A 16,943-nucleotide genomic window follows, 5' to 3' on the forward strand; every position below is an offset into this window, starting at 1 on the left:
ATAGTAATGAATTAAAATAATGAATAAAATTCCATAAAAAATTATATTTATTTTTATTCAAAATATTATTAATCTTTGGTAAAATTATTTTTATAAAAAAATATTTGGGAGGTCAAAAGATGAAAAAAATGAAATTTATTTCTACTGTATTAATAGCCGCATTTGTTTTTATTCTTTCTGCATGCGGGACGAGCAAAACGACTGGAGGCAGCAGTGATGACAAAACTCTAAAGGTCGTAACAGATGCAGCATATGCGCCATTTGAATACTTGGATAAAGGAAAAGTAGTCGGGTTTGATGTTGATTTTATGAATGCAGTTGCCAAAGAAGCTGGATTAAAAATTAAGATTGAGAATGTAGGCTGGGATCCTTTATTTGTGGAATTAGACAAGAAAACAGCTGATATCGGTATGTCAGCGATTACCATTAATGATGAAAGAAAGCAATCATATGATTTTACAAGACCATATTTCCTATCTACCAACAAGATTCTTGTTCCAAAAGACAGCGATATTAAGAGCGGGGCAGATTTGAAAAACAATAAAACAATTGCCGTTCAAAATGCAACGACTGGTCAGGAAGCGGTTGAAGGCCTTCTTGGTAAAAATAATGAGAAAATCAAAAAATTTGAAAATAACAATCTAGCCATTCAAGAAATGAAAAGCGGCGGAGCGGATGCGGTTGTTGCCGATAACACTGTTATTGAACAATACGTTTTAAACAATCCAAAAGATAACTTTGTTGTCATTGAGGATTCTGCTGCTTTTGCACAGGAGTTTTACGGACTAATGCTGCCAAAAGGAAGCAAGCTGAAAGCAGATTTGGATAAAGCGATTAATACCCTTATGGAAAATGGGGAGTATGCAAAAATTTACAAGAAGTGGTTTAAAGTAGATCCGGATTTAAGTAAATTACCAAAAGAATAAGAACCGTTAACAATAGGAAATTGCGTAACTCAATTAATAGCAGTTACGCAATTTTTGGTTATATTGCTGAAACAGGCTTCATGATGAATAGGCAGGGGGATGTTAGATGGATATTAGATGGGACATTTTAGCTGAATATGCTCCATTTTTTCTTAAAGGAACGTTATTAACGATAGGACTTTCAATTGCAAGTATTTTAATAGGAACTATACTAGGCTTGTTTATTGGATTAGGGAAAATGATGAGAAATAAGCTTCTCGCATTACCGTTTAGTGTGTACGTTACCTGCTTTAGAGGGACACCTTTACTTGTACAAATTTTATTAATACACTTTGCAGTTGTTCCCCTATTTCTTGGGGAAACAAACGCGATTGTTGCGGCTATTGTAACCCTTTCTTTAAATGCTGCAGCCTATATCGCAGAAATTTTCCGCGCGGGTATCCAATCGATTGATCGGGGGCAAATGGAGGCAGCACGCTCACTCGGGATGAATCATGTACAAGCTATGCGCCATGTTATCCTGCCGCAGGCAATTAAACGAATGATTCCTCCGCTTGGAAATGAATTTGTCGTGTTGATTAAAGAATCATCGCTGGCATCAATTGTTGCCGCCCCAGAGCTAATGTATTGGGGGAAAGCCATGCAGGGACAATATTTTCGTGTTTGGGAGCCGTATGTAACGGCCGCGATTATTTATCTTGTATTAACCCTTTCTTTAAGCTTTCTGTTAACGCGCCTTGAGAGGAGGCTGGCAACCGAATGATAAAAGTAGAAAAATTAAAAAAGTCATTTGGAAGCAATGAAGTTCTCAAAGATATTAATGTTACCGTCAAGCCGCAAGAGGTAGTGGTGGTGATTGGACCTTCAGGTTCTGGAAAATCGACTTTTCTCCGCTGTCTAAATATGCTAGAGACCATTACAGGCGGCCATGTCTATATAGAAGGAATCGATTTGACCGATAAAAAGACGGATATCAACAAAGTGCGGACAGAAGTTGGGATGGTATTCCAGCAATTTAACCTGTTCCCTCATAAAACAGTAATTGAAAATATTATGCTGGCCCCGATGAAGGTAAGAAATGTCCCAGCAGAAAAAGCGAAGGCAAAAGGTTTGGAACTATTAAGAAAAGTTGGGTTAGAAGAAAAAGCGGCAGCTTATCCGGATTCTTTATCGGGTGGACAAAAGCAGCGTGTGGCGATTGCCAGGGCGCTTGCGATGGAACCTAAGATTATGCTTTTTGATGAACCAACCTCCGCACTCGACCCTGAAATGGTCGGCGAGGTTTTAGAGGTAATGAAGCAATTGGCCAAAGAAGGTATGACGATGGTCGTTGTCACACATGAAATGGGCTTTGCAAAAGAAGTGGGCGACCGCGTCATTTTTATGGATGGTGGAGTTGTCGTTGAAGAAAACGTTCCAAAAGAATTATTCGAAAATCCGAAAGAAGATCGGACAAAGTCATTTTTGAGTAAAGTATTATAAGAAAAAGTGAGGCTGATTCAGCCTCACTTTTTTTGTGCTTTATACTATTGCTTCCATCTTTCGGGCTTAAGAAGATTTCTTATTTTTCAAAATCAAAAACCTCAATGATTCGGTCTGCTTTTATACGGTTTTGGCATAGCCGGAATAATTGGTCATAAAATCCGTCCACTTCTTTTGCGGATGAAGGGAGTTTGACCTGTACCGTGGTTGAGCCAAACATTTGTTTAAAATAAGCTTTCCGCTGATCGTTTTTCCCGTCCCGTTTAAACGGCTTGTACATCCAAACAATGTGCGGGGAGCCGCCTATATCCTGAACTTGCCGCAGCTCGGCTACTGTCGTTGATTTATCATGGGCATAAATCACCAAATAATATATATCATTGCGATGCCAATCAATAAAGACAAAATAATAACCAGTGTCGGTTTCTGGACGAGTCACCTCATAGGCAGCTAATGTTTTCTTTCCGTTCGTCCATTGATGGAACTTCTGTAAGGTGCCGCCGACCGTATCAAGTTTTCTAATTTCGTAGATGGATGAATTTGATTGTTCAATATAATTTGATAAAAATATAGCTTGGTCCTTTTCCAAAGTTTATTCTCCTTTAGTCTTTGGACTAATTATACTTGGAAGGCTGATAAGAAAGAAAGTCTATTGTGACGTTATTTGCTTCACTTTTTCATTTGTTGTTTTTGTTTTTTTAGTTTTGTTTTTCTTGGTGTTTTTGGCATTTCGGTATTGTGAAGGCGATAGATCCGTAACACGTTTAAAGGATTGTGCAAAGAATGACTGAGAAGAAAAGCCGGTAATGGCTGATATATTAGAAATTGGGTAATTAGTAGTTTCTAACAAAATTTTACTTTCCCGGATACGGATTTGAATTAAATATTCAATCGGTGAAACGCCGAAGGCTTTCTTGAAGGAGTGGGAAAGGTAGTATTTATTGATATGACCAACCTCTGCAAGTGTATCTAAATTGATTGCTTCACGAAAATGCTCCTTAATATAATTTTTGATAAATGCCACATCTTTACTAATCTTTTCAGAAGAGGTCTTCTCAAGGTTAAAAGTCTTTTTTCTCATCATTTTAAGGAGTAGGATTTCTAAAATATTCTGGATGATCAACACATAATTTTCCTTTTGATTTTCCACTTCCTCCAACAATTGCTGAAGGTAAAAGAGATAGACCTTATGCTCCTCTTTAAAATTAAAAAAAGTAGCCTGTTTCCCGGAGTCATCTGGAGATGAAAAGGCGAGTCCCTGGATACCAAGTGCAATATATTCGAGCGGGTAATCGGGGCCGGACTTTTCGGTGTGATCGATATTCGGATTAATCACAATTAAATCATGCTCTTTGATGGGGACTTCCTCTTTTGAATAGATAAAAGTTCCTTTCCCCTTGGTAATATACAAAATTTCTGTAAAGTGATGAGTATGATTTGTACTATGCCAATCTTTATCAAATTTTGATTTTGTTACATAGAGAAGTTTGATAGGAAGATGGTCGCGTTCTGAATTTGGAACTTCATAAACCTCATTGGACAAATAAACGCCTCCTTCATAAACACTTTTCTCCATATTATAGATATTTTAGTGAATTATTACAATGGAAAGCAAGATATCTAAAAAACAGAACAAGATGTTTATTGTGAAAGCGTTTTTACCTCCCGTATAATTTAGCCATAAAGGGAATAGAAAGAGGAGGGTCAAGATGAAGATGAAAAAGAAGCTTTTTTTGTCAGGAATGACAGCGTTATTATCTCTTAGTTTAATAGCTTGTCAGAGTAATGAAACCTCAAAGGTGGATGACTCGAAGGACGGTAAAGATTCAAGTAAGAACCAAACTCTTCACATTGCAGCACTTGAATCAGCTTATGGGAAAGATATGTGGACCAAAGTGGCACAAGCCTATGAAGAGGCTAATCCGAATGTTAAGGTTGAGTTGACGGCAGATAAAAATCTTGAAGAAGTCATCAGCCCGAATATGAAAGCGGGCAACTATCCTGATGTAGTGTTATTGGCAACGGGAAGAAAACTGGCGCTGACCGAAACATTGATTAAAGATAAAGCATTAGAAAACATTACAGATGTTTTGGATAAAAATGTTTTTGGTGAGGATGTCAAAGTAAAGGATAAGCTGGTACCAGGTTTCACTGATACACTCGCCACTAATCCATATAATGATGGAAAAACGTATATGGCACCGATGTTCTATAGTCCAACAGGGTTATTCTATAATGCTGCCTTATTAAAAGAAAAAGGCTGGGAAGTACCAAAGACATGGGATGAGATGTGGGCATTAGGTGATAAAGCAAAAGCAGAAGGAATCTCTTTATTTACGTATCCGACGACAGGTTACTTTGATGCCTTCTTCTATTCCCTACTATTAGAAGTAGGAGGACCTGATTTTTACAATAAAGCAATGAAATATGAAGATGGCATTTGGGAATCTCCAGAAGCAACGAAAGTCTTTGAGATTGTCGGCAAATTAGCGAAATACACTGCGCCAACAACCGTTGCCAATGCCAATGATAAAGATTTCACGAAAAACCAGCAATTGATTCTCGATAATAAAGCACTGTTTATGCCAAATGGTACGTGGGTCGTGGGCGAAATGAAAGATGCCCCAAGAGCTGATGGCTTTGAATGGGGAATGACAGCGTTGCCGGCTATTGAAGATGGCGGTGACCGTTATGCCTTTACGTTCTTTGAACAAATGTGGGTACCAGCACAAGCGAAAAATAAAGACACAGCAAAGGATTTCTTAACGTTTGTGTATTCGGATAAAGCAGCTGAAATATTTGCAGAAGCTGGTGCGATTCAGCCAATCGAAGGGATTTCTGAAAAACTGACGGGTGACAATAAACTATTCTATAGTATTTATGATTCCGGAGCAAAGGCAGGTATGGGTGGATTTGCCGCAACAGAAGCTGTTGAGGGTGTCAGCATGGCAGATACATTATTCAGATCGGTCGACAGTATTGTTTCTGGAGATAAGAAAGTAAAAGATTGGCAAAAAGCCGTTGAAAAGGTGAGTGACCAATTACGGTCAGCATTAAAATAATAATTCACTAGTATAACGGTGAGAAATCTTCCTCACCGTTATATTTATTAATCGAGGTGATAGTCATGAATAAAACGACTGAAAAGAGGATTTTTATTTTTATTTGTACGGTACCTGCACTGATTTTGTTAACCATTTTTATGATTATTCCTACGATTCAGGTGTTCAGGATGTCTTTATATAAGTGGGGCGGATTTTCTAATAATAAGGTATTTGTCGGGCTCGATAACTTCAAAATTCTGTGGAATGATATGAACTTCTTCCGATCCCTTCAAAATAGTATTGTATTGATTGTAATCGTTACACTCCTCACCATGGTGGCGGCCATCTTGTTTGCCACTTTGTTAACGAGAGAAAAGATGAGAGGCAACAGTTTTTTCCGAATTATTTTCTATATCCCTAATATCTTATCGGTGGTGGTCATTGCTGGTATTTTCTCTGCGATTTATGATCCGACCACAGGTTTGTTGAATAATTTACTTGCAGTATTTAATCTGGAGCACTTGCAAAAAATGTGGCTCGGCAATCAAAAAATTGCTATTTACAGCATCGGCGGTGCGCTCGTCTGGCAGGCAATTGGCTATTATATGGTCATGTACATGTCAAGTATGGCCAGTATTCCGGAAAGTTTTTATGAGGCTTCTGCCTTGGAAGGAGCGGGAAGGATCAGGCAATTTTTTAGTATTACCTTGCCGTTAATTTGGAATAACATCCGGACAACGTTAACCTTCTTCATAATTAGTACGATTAATTTAAGTTTTCTACTCGTCCAAGCGATGACGGGCGGCGGGCCTGACGGAGCGACGGAAGTCTTTTTAAGCTATATGTATAAGCAGGCTTATACCAATTCTTCCTATGGTTATGGTATGGCGATTGGCGTGGTGATCTTTCTATTCTCATTCGCCTTATCTGCGCTCGTCAGCTTTGTCACCAAACGGGAAGTGTTGGAGTATTAAGGAGGTCCATGAACGATGAAGTCACAAAAAGGAATGAGTGCTGAAACAGTTTACCGTATATTTATCTACGTTGCTCTCATTACATTAGCCGTCTCTATCATTATCCCTGTAGCATGGGTTTTCTTAGCTTCAGTGAAGCAAAACTCGGAATTTTACGGAAGCCCATGGGCCATGCCAAAAGGTTTCTATTTTCAAAATTTCATTGATGCTTTTCAAAAGGCAAACATGGGTACCTATATGTTAAACTCCGTCCTCGTGACTGCTTTGGCGCTGCTCATATTATTGGCTGTTGCCCTGCCAGCGGCCTATGTGCTTGCCAGATACAACTTTAAAGGCAGTCTATTTATGAATGGCTTGTTTAAAGCAGGATTATTTATCAATGTAAACTATATTGTTGTTCCGATATTCCTACTGTTGTTAGATGGGGATACCTTCTTAAGGGGACAATTTGGCGATGGATTCCTGCTGGACAATTTATTTATTTTAGCTGTTGTTTATGCTTCGACGGCACTGCCTTTCACCATTTATTTGTTGTCCAGCTATTTTCAATCATTGCCTACCACTTATGAGGAAGCGGCGCTCGTCGACGGTGCTGGATACTTTAAGACTATGATTTCGATTATGATTCCAATGGCCCGTCCAAGTATTATAGCTCTTATTTTATTTAATTTCCTTGCCTTTTGGAATGAATACATTATTGCTCTAACTTTAATTCCGGGGCCAAATAAGACATTGCCAGTGGGGCTGATGAACTTAATGGCGGCCCAAAAGTCTGCAGCTAATTACGGCCAAATGTATGCAGGGATGGTACTCGTCATGCTTCCCACCTTGATTTTATACATCATGGTACAAAAGAAATTAACACAAGGAATGACCCTTGGCGGATTGAAGGACTAACAGCCGCCAATTGAAATCCGATCGGAGGACTTATCCAATGAAGACTACTATAGTCGTGATCCTAAAACTCGTCGTTTTAATCATTTGTCTCTCTTTGATTATCATCGGCCAAAAGACAGTGGTTAAACTTGAACTGGGCTTGATGCTGCTTGGATTAGCCGGTCTCTTATGGCTGCTTTATGATTACAATCGAAAATATGTGTAAAAAAGGATTCGATATCAATAGATTATAAGATTGTGGAGGCGTTTAGATGATTACCTACGATAAAAAAAGCTGGAAGATTCATAACAAAAGAATCTTTATCTTATCAGCTGCCATCCACTATTTCCGCCTTCCAAAAGCGGAGTGGAGCGAAGTCTTAGACAAGGCAAAAGCAGGGGGATGCAATACAATTGAAACGTACATACCGTGGAATTTTCATGAAATGAATGAAGGGGAATGGGATTTCTCCGGGGACAAGGATTTAGTGCATTTTTTCCAGCTATGTGCGGCCAAAGGTTTGTATGTGATAGCAAGACCGGGGCCATATATTTGTGCAGAATGGGATTTTGGCGGATTCCCTTGGTGGCTCTCTACGAAAAAGGGGATTCAATATCGCTCCTCTAACTCAATATTTTTACAATATGTAGATAAATATTTTGATAAGGTCATACCTATCATTGAAGAATTTCAGTTGACGAAAAAGGGGACCGTCATAATGGTCCAAATTGAAAACGAGTTCCAAGCTTATGGCAAACCAGATAAAACGTATATGGAATATTTAAGGGACGGTATGCTGGCAAGAGGCATTGATGTTCCTTTAGTCACCTGCTACGGAGCTGTTGATGGTGCTGTAGAATTCCGCAATTTTTGGTCTGATGCCAAACAAGCCGCTGAAATCTTAGATGAGCGGTTTGCCAATCAGCCGAAAGGGGTTATGGAGTTTTGGATCGGCTGGTTTGAACATTGGGGCGGAAGTAAAGCGAATCAAAAAACACCGGAGCAGCTTGAAACTGAGTGTTACCAGCTCTTAATTAATGGATTCTCTGCTATCAATTATTACATGTATTTCGGCGGCACCAATTTTGATCATTGGGGGGGCAGAACCGTTGGAGAACAGACTTTTTCGACCACATCGTACGATTATGATGTTGCGATTGATGAATATTTACAGCCAACAAGAAAATATGAGGTTTTAAAAAGGTTTCATTCATTTACAAAGTGGCTCGAACCTGTATTAACCAATGCAGATCAAAGGGAGACGGATTTAAAACTTCCTAGTTATCTAAAATCTCAGCGGGTCGTCAGCCCTTATGGTGAAGTGATATTTATCGAGAATCATAGACAGGAGCGAGTTCAATCTCAGGCTTTACTTGATGATGAAACGGTTCCATTTACGATTGAGGCGAATGCAGTTTTACCGATTGTCCGTCATGTGGAAGTAGGAAACAGCTTTTCCATTGTGACACTCACTGGTCAGACGACTGGGTTCAATACCGATAAGGCGGTCATTTATCATGAGGAAGGGCAGCGCTCATTTTTGAAATTACAGCTTAATAGAAAGGCTGAAGTTCAATGTCCAATGCCGAATCGCTTTGAAATCAGTGAAGATGGCATGGTTTCGTTTCATTTATTCCATGGAAGCCAGCCGCAAACCGTTCAGCTTTCGTTTGAAGATGGTACCAGCTATTCGATTGAAGTTGCTTCAAGAAAATCTTTAGAAATAGCGGTTCCTCATTTGGAAAGGAGCTCGGCAATTCATCCTTTACAATGGGAAAAAGCAGATGAAAAGCTTTGTTTTTTAAGCGGAAACGTGAAAGAGGCTGACAAACCGCTTGATTTTAGCAGCTTCGGACAGTTTAGCGGCTATTTAGGTTATGAAAGTGAATTTTTTACTGTGGAATCGAAGGATATGACGATTGTTTTTACGAGAATCGAGGATCCCGTCATGGTCTTCTGTAATGGTCAATATGTCGGCAAGCTTAGCATGATTGGGGCTGCAGCCATTGATGTTCCTGTTAAGAAAGGGAAAAATACATTAACATGCCTTGTCCAGAATATGGGAAGATTCAATTTTACTCAAGCGCTCGGCGAACCAAAAGGGATGAGTGAAGCGCCTGCTCTTAATGGAAAGTATGTATCAATACGGGAAGGATGGCAGGTAGAAGGGTGCGGTATACCTCATCATTTATCCAATATTCCAAAAATTGAAGGTCGTATTGGTTTTTTGAATTCCTTCTTCAATGACGGCTATGATCGTGCAGTTCTTGTTGGTGAGGGAGTTTCACGAGTTCAGGTGAATGGAAGGTCCGTAAAAATGTTGATGGAAAGTCAAACGGCTTGGTCCAGCGGCAGTGCAGTCTATGGGATTGCAGATATCAGCGATGCTTTAAAGCAAGGGGAGAACGTAATCGATTTAGATGCTCAAAACCTTTCTAGTATTCGGCGGTTTGATCTCTATTTGTTTAATGAAAAGGAGCAAATCCGCAATTGGAAAACAAAATCATTTGCTCAGCTTCAAGAGGAAAAGGAATGGACAGTTGTGGATCCACAAACCATTTCTCCACGCTGGTATAAAAGTTCTTTTGACTGGAAGCCAGAAAGCGAATCGATTGTAAAAATTCGGTTGGATGGTATGAGTAAAGGCTGTTTTTGGGTGAATGGACACTGTTTAGGGCGGTACTGGAACATTGGCCCGCAGGAGGAATATAAGATTCCGGCATCCTTATTAAAAGAACATAATGAAGTTGTTATTTTTGATGAAGAAGGCTTAAGGCCGGATCAAGTGGTTGTTCATTCATATATTCCATTAATAGAGTAAAATAAGGAGTTTTCCATTGATTTACAAGCGGACTAGGATCTTTCGTATTGTTTTGATAGCCAATGGTTATCTTAGTTTGGTAGATACTGGTTGTCGGGTTGGGGTTTTGTCCGCCAAAAAAGTAAAGGCCTGTAACCTGCTAAATCCATTATTGCCCATAATAGATTTAGCTAGGCTACAGGCCTAAAACATTTTCATTTGTGGTGGTGGCTGCTTAGCCATGTAGGTTTGAGACAACCACGGAGCTCAATAGGGAATAGCAGAAAATGATTTACTCCATATTTTTGCTGTAATTTTGTTTTAATAAACTCTTAAAATCGAGTTCAGCAATTAATACACTCAATAAAATAAGTGTTGCCCCAAGGTAACCTTTAAGTTCCAGCGTTTCTCCTGTGAAAACAAAGGCAAATCCTGCCGAAAACACCGGCTCTAACGTAAAAATAAGACCTGTATGCGTAGGGCTGGTATACTGCTGGGCTATGATTTGAACAATGAACGTGATTGCAGTGCAAAATATGCTTAAAACGAGGATTGCAAACCATGATTCATTCGTTTCGGGAAGTTTGGGTGTTTCCATAAACATGGAAAAAACAAAGGCGAACAATCCAACAAAACCTAGTTGTAGAACCCCGAGTGAAATGGAATCGGCATGTTTAGTCATCGCGCCCGTCACAAGGATATAAACGGCATAGAATAAGGCACATAAAATGCATAACACATCCCCAAAACCGATCCTTAATTCGCTGTTCAATGTCAATAAGCTGATTCCCACTATGGTCAACAGGATTCCGACCACTACTCTTTTTTCGGGTCTTTTCTTAAAATATACAAATTCTAGTACGGGGATGAATATGACAGTCAGACTCATTAAGAATCCGGCATTCGAAACCGATGTATACTTTGTGCCAAACGTAGCACAAATATAAATGAGAAACAAAATCGAAGCTAATATAAATGCATATTTGACCGTTTTGAAATCGATTTTGATTAAATGCTTGTAAAATACGATGCCTGAAATGAAAAAGGCAATCAGAAAACGTAATGCGATTAAATTATATTCTTGAATATGATTGAGGCCAATCTTTGTAAGTAGGATGGATGCACCCCAAAAAAACGTAATCATTAGTAGCGCTAAATCTGCTTTTAATTGCAATTTCATCTCTATTTCCTCGTTCTTTATAAACTATTAATCATTTTAGCGTTCAATAAATATTGAAGCAAACTTTTTTTCTTGTTTCTCGGATTATTGAAATAACTAAGCATGAACATGATCGGCTGCTTTTACTAGATTAAAGACATTGTGAAGGTTTGTACTTAAACAGACAGGGGTTTAGTTCAAAAAGTGCTAAATTATTTTTTGCTAATAAAGGGCAGCCTGGGGAAAATAAATATAAAAGACGGTTCTTCTGCCATTATAGTAGGAGAATCGTCTTTTTAATTTTCAAATAGGAATCCGCATTTTCAGCAAGAGTACCTTACTTTCAACCATTGGACCCAATCTTTTCTAAGAACCTTGTTCAATTTATAATAATGGTTTTATTTTAGGTTATCCATAACTAATAAAACAACCTAAAAATTGACTAAAGATAAGCATTTAATCGATTATTTGTAGTAATTAAAATTGGCATGATTCTTGCTTTATAAAAACTGTAACTTCAGAATTTTATAACACAATGAAATGAGGTGGACGACTTATAGTGGAGCCAATCAAAATAATGAGGTAAAAAGCTCCAATGGATAGAGGAGGCGCAAGATGAAAAAAGAATTTCGTAATTGGGGGATACTAAATGCAATCAATTAGGAAAGAGATAGCAGTTGCAAAGACAGCTGATCAGGAGAGAGTGGAGAAGAAAAGAAGATTCGTACAGCTTGACGCTTATGTTCTATTATTTTTTGTGGCATTGATCTGCGCTATTGCTACATACATTTTACCGGCAGGTGGATTTGAAAAGATAAAAAAAGGAGATATCACCGTAACGGTACCTGGAAGTTTTCATTTTGTTCATTCAAACCCCACTGGTTTCGTAGACTTCTTTACTACGATCCAAAACGGAATGGTAATGGGCGCACCGCTTATTTTCCTTATCTTATTTACAAGCGGAGCCTTAGCTGTCATTGAAAAATCGGGTGCGATCGATGCGTTTCTTAAATCAACCCTTACTCGATTCAGGAATCGCTTGCTGTTTTTAATTATCCCTGTAGGATTGATATTGTCTGTTTTGGGAACGACTGGAATTGTGGTTAATTCGGTAATCGCTTTCATACCATTAGGATTATTTATCGCACGTGGATTGAAATTGGATGCTATTTTCGGCGTTTCCCTTATCTATCTAGGAACCTATGCTGGTTGGAACGTACCTGTTTTTGCTCCTCAAACGCTTGGACTATCCCAGCGTATTGCCGAACTTCCGCTTTTCTCGGGAATGGGTTACCGGATCATTATCTACCTAACATTTCTCGCCTGTACTCTTTTATATGTATATTTGTATGCGCGCAAAATTCGAAAGGACCCGACCAAGAGCATCCTTGGCCCAGAATCGCTCTCTTCTGATGCAGTGAAAGGTGCTGAAGTGGAGACTACGGTAACGGTTTCCTTGCAGCAAAAGCTAATCTTATCGTTTGCGGGATTATCTTTGCTAGGTTTTATGATTTTCTCTCAGATATTTAAATGGACGGAAAATGAAATGGCTGGTCTTTTCATTTTTATTGCCATCGGCGCAGGTTTGATCGCACGAATGAGTGCAAATGACATTGCATTCACATTTATTCAAGGCTGTAAACAAATGGTCTATGGAGCTCTTATTGTGGGGATGGCTAGAGCAGTGGGCTTAATCCTTGATGATGCAAAGATATTAGATACCATCGTCAATGCGTTGGTCCAACTCCTTGAACCGTTGTCTCCGATTGCCGCTTCGATTGGAATGTATATCGGAAGTGCGGCTCTGCACTTTTTGATTTCTTCCGGTTCCGGGGAATCTACCGTGTTGATGCCGATTCTTGTCCCTTTGGCAGATTTGCTGCATATTACACGTCAAGTAGCTGTCCAGGCGGTTATGCTTGGGGAGGGGTTAGTAAATACCATAAATCCAACATCAGGTGTGCTGATGGGTGTACTAGCAATGAGCGGCATCTCTTATGGAAAATGGCTGAAGTTCATGCTTCCATTAACGGCAGTTTGGTTTGTTTTCGGATTAATTTTCATCATTATCGGTATGATGATCAACTGGGGACCTTTATAAGAACTAGAAGATAAATATAGGGGATTTCAAATATGGATAAATTACTAGAATACTTTAAGCAACACCAAGAAGAGATCCTGGAGGATCTAAAAACACTTGTGCTGGCTGAGTCACCTTCGCATTCGAAAGTACGGGTGGATCAATGTGGAGAAGTGATTCAACAGCTGTTTAAGAAGCATCTTGACGTTGAGGCGGAAGTTATTCCCCAGGAGCATGCGGGGAATCACCTGCGGTTTAGTTATGGGAAAGGCGATGCCCAAATCTTGATCATAGGCCATTTTGACACTGTCCAGGAGGTAGGAAGGCTTTCCTACCGTGTAGAAGGAAACAAAGCGTATGGGCCGGGCATCCTCGATATGAAAGGAGGAATTATCCAGGCTCTTTGGGCGCTGAAAGCTTGCCGTGAGTTGGGGATTTCCTTAAACAAGAAAATCGTTTTCTTATGTACAAGCGATGAAGAGGTTGGAAGCAAAACATCTAGGGCATTAATCGAACGGGAAGCTTTAAAGAGCCAGGCTGTTCTCGTTCCGGAGCCGGCAGCGCCACATACAGGTGCACTTAAAACAGCCCGAAAAGGAGTTGGCAGGTTTTCGATCCAGATTAAAGGAAAAGCAGCGCATTCAGGGCAAAATCATCAGGATGGAATCAGCGCGGTACAGGAAATGGCTCATCAGATTTTATTCTTGCACTCACTTACTGATTATAAGTTGGATACAACTCTAAATGTGGGCGCGGTACGAGGAGGGACCGTCGAAAATGTGGTAGCAGAACAAGCGGAATTGGCTGTGGATCTGCGAATCAGCCAGTTCCGTGAAGCGGAACGTGTTTCGAAAATCATTTATGGGCTAAAGCCGCATCTGGAAGGGATATCCTTACAAGTTGCAGGTGGAATTACCCGCCCGCCTATGGAAAGAACAGCTCAAAATGAAAAATTGTTTAATCTGGCAAAAACATGTTCATCTGAATTAGGGTTTCACTTGACTGAGGAATCAGTGGGTGGGGGCAGTGATGGGAATTTCACTTCCGTATTAGGCATTCCTACGTTAGATGGGTTAGGTTCAGTGGGAGAAGGTAACCATGCCGAAAATGAGCATATTGAAATCGATCAACTTCCCGTTAGGGCAACCTTGATTACCCACCTTCTTCGTAAGCTATAATTTTAAATAAACAAAAATGCAAGTGCCGGTTTGGTACTTGCATTTTTTTCGCATAGGAAAGTTTAATTTAGAAAAAGCGTGAAAAACAAACAAATTTTCCTATCGGGATAAATAACTTCCTCTAATAGCCGTCTCGTTCCCTGAAATACTCCAATAGGAATTATTTAGGTATAGTTTTAGGCTTGTGTTTAGGTTATTATTACCCTAAAAAAGGGGTTTTAAAAGGAGAGAAAAATGGAGAGACCAAGTATTTTACTGCTAACAAGAGGGGAAAAGCTAGCACAAACCTTTGAGACTAACCTGAGGATGTTTTTCGGTACCAATATTCAGATTTATATCGTTCATGAGCACGGGGAGCTGGAAAGCCAATTAGTGGATAAGTGTGAACTGATTCTAGTTTCCTCCGAAAGTATATTGGAGCGTTTACCGAAACTACTACATGAGCGGGCCCTGTTTGCCAGAAGAACCGTTCATTTGCCAAAGCTCGAGCAACTGATGGATTTGGCTCCGGGAACCCAATGTCTATTTGTCTCGAACAGTATGGACACAATTGTAGATGCCATCGAGCTTTTGAATCGCCTGGGATTTGACCATTTGGACTTTATTCCATATGTTCCGCAGACAGCGGAAATCCGGCCTGTACTTGAGGATATCGATGTGGCGGTTACTCATGGATTAAAAGAACTTGTCCCGGAGACGATTGGTAAAGTGATTGATTTGGGTATACGCCCGATCGATTTGACAACGATTTATGATATTGCTCAACAATTGAATCTTCCTATAGAAAATGCGCATTTCTATACAGCGGAGTTTTTCCGTGATTTTGTCCGCCTTGGAAGAAATTTAGCCAATTCCGTAAACAATGAGAAGCGGTTAAATCAAAAGCTGGAATCCATATTTAATGCTGTTCATGAAGGAATTATCAGTATGGATGAATGGGGATATATTACGGTTTTTAATGAAGAAGCCGAGAAAATACTCAGCCTGTCTGCAGAGAATTGCCTTGGAAAGACGTGCTGGGATGTAATCTCTGATTTTAACCTGAATCAGATTTTTCAATCCCACGCGGAGGAGTCCAATCAATTATTGGAGATACGGAACAAAGTTCTTCTGGTTACCAAAGTTCCCATGATGCTGGACGGGCATTTGATGGGCGTCGTTGTTACGTTTCAAGACGTCACGATTGTTCAACGAATTGAACAGGAAATCCGCAAAAATAACAGCCGTCTGGGATTAACTACAAAATATTCTTTTGAAAATATTATCGGTGTAAGCGGGTCCATCACCTCTACGAAACAGGTTGCTGTCAGACTGGCAGAAAGTGATTTTACCGTATTGATCACAGGAGAAAACGGTACGGGCAAGGAAGTATTTGCCCAAGCGATTCATAAATATTCCACCCGGCGGGATGGCCCGTTCGTCCCGGTCAATTTTGCCGGCCTTACAGAAAGTTTGGCAGAAAGTGAATTGTTTGGATACGAAGAGGGCTCTTTCACAGGAGCTAAGAAAGGAGGGAAAATGGGGCTATTCGAATTGGCTCATAATGGAACCATTTTTCTGGATGAGATTGGAGATGCTCCTCTCAGTATTCAGGCAGCCTTGCTGCGTGTGCTCCAAGAGCGGCAAGTGATGCGGGTAGGAGGAAATCGCGTAATTCCCATCAATGTCAGGGTGATCGCTGCCACGAACCGAAACCTGAATAGTATGGTGTCAAAGGGTGCTTTTCGGGAAGATTTGTACTATAGACTCAATGTTTTGCCGTTAGATATCCCAAATCTTAGAGAACGGCAAGAGGATCTTTTTATCCTCATTGACAATTTCCTTCATGATAATGGGCGAAAGCTGCGATTTACACCTGAAGTAAAAAATGTTCTTTTAAAATACAGCTGGCCAGGTAATATTCGGGAGTTGGAAAATTTCATTAAGTATCTGAAGGTAATTGTAGAAGGAGATACAGTGAAATTACAACATATTCCTGATCGTATATTGAATAGCAGCGGTATCTTGTCACGCCCTCACGGTCCGACAGCCGGAGGGGAAACCGTGGAAAGAGAGGAAATCCTTCAATTCTTGTCACGTCACGGTTCCCTAATGGATTATGAGGATATATTGACAATCCTGTGGAATTTCAGTAAACGCCAGGAGCGAGTGGGACGGACCGTTTTATGCTCATTGATCTCCCGTCCTTTATCCGAAGCTCAAATTCGCAATAAGCTATCGATCCTCCAACGGTGTAGATGTGTCGAAGTAGGTGTCAAGAAGCAAGGTACAACGATCACTCCTACGGGAATACAGGTTTTACAATGGATCAAGGAGTAAATAATTAATAGAAAAGAAAATTATTTTTAAAACACAATCTGCAATTACAAACGAAGAATCCCTTTTGATGAAATCTTTTTTCAAAATGGATTCTTTCTTTAATA

14 protein-coding genes are annotated in these 16,943 nt (G+C 39.9%); 11 read left to right on the plus strand and 3 right to left on the minus strand.

The features are described 5' to 3' along the window. The first annotated feature begins 119 nt into the window (after positions 1–119). The 3 genes from V7161_RS17125 to V7161_RS17135 all read left to right on the plus strand — a co-directional run bounded on the left by V7161_RS17125 (position 120) and on the right by V7161_RS17135 (position 2,408). Positions 120–926 carry a basic amino acid ABC transporter substrate-binding protein gene (locus V7161_RS17125; protein ID WP_335714170.1) on the plus strand — a complete coding sequence of 269 codons (807 nt, stop codon included), beginning with the start codon at positions 120–122 and terminating at the stop codon, positions 924–926. Positions 927–1,032: 106 nt separating this feature from the next. Then, positions 1,033–1,689, plus strand: a complete 657-nt coding sequence (locus V7161_RS17130; RefSeq protein ID WP_335714171.1) for an amino acid ABC transporter permease — start codon at positions 1,033–1,035, stop codon at positions 1,687–1,689. Continuing rightward, positions 1,686–2,408, plus strand: a complete 723-nt coding sequence (locus tag V7161_RS17135; RefSeq protein WP_335714172.1) for an amino acid ABC transporter ATP-binding protein — start codon at positions 1,686–1,688, stop codon at positions 2,406–2,408. Before V7161_RS17130 ends, V7161_RS17135 begins: the two co-directional genes overlap by 4 nt. Before the next feature lie 79 nt (positions 2,409–2,487). On the opposite strand, the gene V7161_RS17140 is transcribed toward V7161_RS17135, so the two are convergent. Then, on the minus strand, positions 2,488–2,997 hold the full coding sequence (locus V7161_RS17140; protein WP_335714173.1) for a hypothetical protein: 510 nt from the start codon (positions 2,995–2,997) through the stop codon (positions 2,488–2,490). A gap of 60 nt (positions 2,998–3,057) precedes the next feature. Continuing rightward, complete coding sequence (locus tag V7161_RS17145; RefSeq protein WP_335714174.1) at positions 3,058–3,951, minus strand: AraC family transcriptional regulator; 894 nt, start codon at positions 3,949–3,951, stop codon at positions 3,058–3,060. A 172-nt stretch (positions 3,952–4,123) separates the two neighbouring features. Here V7161_RS17145 and V7161_RS17150 point away from each other — a divergent pair, with 172 nt between their 5' ends. The 5 genes from V7161_RS17150 (at position 4,124) to V7161_RS17170 (ending at position 10,124) form a co-directional block, all read left to right on the plus strand. Next, positions 4,124–5,470, plus strand: coding sequence for a carbohydrate ABC transporter substrate-binding protein (locus V7161_RS17150; protein ID WP_335714183.1), 1,347 nt, complete (start codon positions 4,124–4,126; stop codon positions 5,468–5,470). Positions 5,471–5,535: 65 nt separating this feature from the next. After that, entirely contained in the window at positions 5,536–6,426 is an 891-nt protein-coding gene (locus tag V7161_RS17155) for a carbohydrate ABC transporter permease (protein WP_335714175.1), read from the plus strand. A gap of 15 nt (positions 6,427–6,441) precedes the next feature. Continuing rightward, a complete protein-coding gene (locus V7161_RS17160) occupies positions 6,442–7,323 on the plus strand; it encodes a carbohydrate ABC transporter permease (RefSeq protein WP_335714176.1) in 882 nt (293 codons plus the stop codon). Between the two features lie 37 nt (positions 7,324–7,360). Continuing rightward, positions 7,361–7,528: a DUF6903 family protein gene (locus tag V7161_RS17165; protein WP_335714177.1), complete on the plus strand. Its 168-nt coding sequence runs from the start codon at positions 7,361–7,363 to the stop codon at positions 7,526–7,528. Between the two features lie 46 nt (positions 7,529–7,574). Beyond that, the gene (locus tag V7161_RS17170; RefSeq protein ID WP_335714178.1) at positions 7,575–10,124 is read left to right on the plus strand and encodes a beta-galactosidase; all 2,550 of its coding nucleotides are present in this window, start codon (positions 7,575–7,577) and stop codon (positions 10,122–10,124) included. Positions 10,125–10,395: 271 nt separating this feature from the next. Here the strand turns inward: V7161_RS17170 and V7161_RS17175 are convergent, their stop codons facing one another. Beyond that, positions 10,396–11,283 carry a DMT family transporter gene (locus tag V7161_RS17175; RefSeq protein ID WP_335714179.1) on the minus strand — a complete coding sequence of 296 codons (888 nt, stop codon included), beginning with the start codon at positions 11,281–11,283 and terminating at the stop codon, positions 10,396–10,398. Positions 11,284–11,911: 628 nt separating this feature from the next. Between V7161_RS17175 and V7161_RS17180 the strand changes: the two genes are divergently transcribed. From V7161_RS17180 to V7161_RS17190, 3 genes are all read left to right on the plus strand, one after another. Then, positions 11,912–13,363 (plus strand): YfcC family protein, encoded by a 1,452-nt coding sequence (locus V7161_RS17180; protein ID WP_335714180.1) that lies wholly within the window; start codon positions 11,912–11,914, stop codon positions 13,361–13,363. Positions 13,364–13,395: 32 nt separating this feature from the next. Continuing rightward, a complete protein-coding gene (locus tag V7161_RS17185; protein WP_335714181.1) occupies positions 13,396–14,520 on the plus strand; it encodes a M20 family metallopeptidase in 1,125 nt (374 codons plus the stop codon). Between the two features lie 234 nt (positions 14,521–14,754). Further along, positions 14,755–16,839, plus strand: a complete 2,085-nt coding sequence (locus V7161_RS17190; protein WP_335714182.1) for a sigma-54 interaction domain-containing protein — start codon at positions 14,755–14,757, stop codon at positions 16,837–16,839. Positions 16,840–16,943: the final 104 nt, after the last annotated feature.

It is taken from the genome of Neobacillus drentensis, from assembly GCF_036965425.1.
In the GTDB taxonomy this organism is placed as follows: Bacteria; Bacillota; Bacilli; order Bacillales; family Cytobacillaceae; genus Neobacillus; species Neobacillus drentensis_F.

What these genes read in the sequence shown, in the direction of transcription:
- V7161_RS17135 (WP_335714172.1), top strand. Translation starts at nt 1,686, where the DNA reads ATGATAAAAGTAGAAAAATTAAAAAAGTCATTTGGAAGCAATGAAGTT.
- V7161_RS17180 (WP_335714180.1), top strand. Translation starts at nt 11,912, where the DNA reads ATGCAATCAATTAGGAAAGAGATAGCAGTTGCAAAGACAGCTGATCAG.
- V7161_RS17185 (WP_335714181.1), top strand. Translation starts at nt 13,396, where the DNA reads ATGGATAAATTACTAGAATACTTTAAGCAACACCAAGAAGAGATCCTG.
- V7161_RS17155 (WP_335714175.1), top strand. Translation starts at nt 5,536, where the DNA reads ATGAATAAAACGACTGAAAAGAGGATTTTTATTTTTATTTGTACGGTA.
- V7161_RS17125 (WP_335714170.1), top strand. Translation starts at nt 120, where the DNA reads ATGAAAAAAATGAAATTTATTTCTACTGTATTAATAGCCGCATTTGTT.
- V7161_RS17130 (WP_335714171.1), top strand. Translation starts at nt 1,033, where the DNA reads ATGGATATTAGATGGGACATTTTAGCTGAATATGCTCCATTTTTTCTT.
- V7161_RS17190 (WP_335714182.1), top strand. Translation starts at nt 14,755, where the DNA reads ATGGAGAGACCAAGTATTTTACTGCTAACAAGAGGGGAAAAGCTAGCA.
- V7161_RS17150 (WP_335714183.1), top strand. Translation starts at nt 4,124, where the DNA reads ATGAAAAAGAAGCTTTTTTTGTCAGGAATGACAGCGTTATTATCTCTT.
- V7161_RS17175 (WP_335714179.1), bottom strand. Translation starts at nt 11,283, where the DNA reads ATGAAATTGCAATTAAAAGCAGATTTAGCGCTACTAATGATTACGTTT.
- V7161_RS17160 (WP_335714176.1), top strand. Translation starts at nt 6,442, where the DNA reads ATGAAGTCACAAAAAGGAATGAGTGCTGAAACAGTTTACCGTATATTT.
- V7161_RS17170 (WP_335714178.1), top strand. Translation starts at nt 7,575, where the DNA reads ATGATTACCTACGATAAAAAAAGCTGGAAGATTCATAACAAAAGAATC.
- V7161_RS17165 (WP_335714177.1), top strand. Translation starts at nt 7,361, where the DNA reads ATGAAGACTACTATAGTCGTGATCCTAAAACTCGTCGTTTTAATCATT.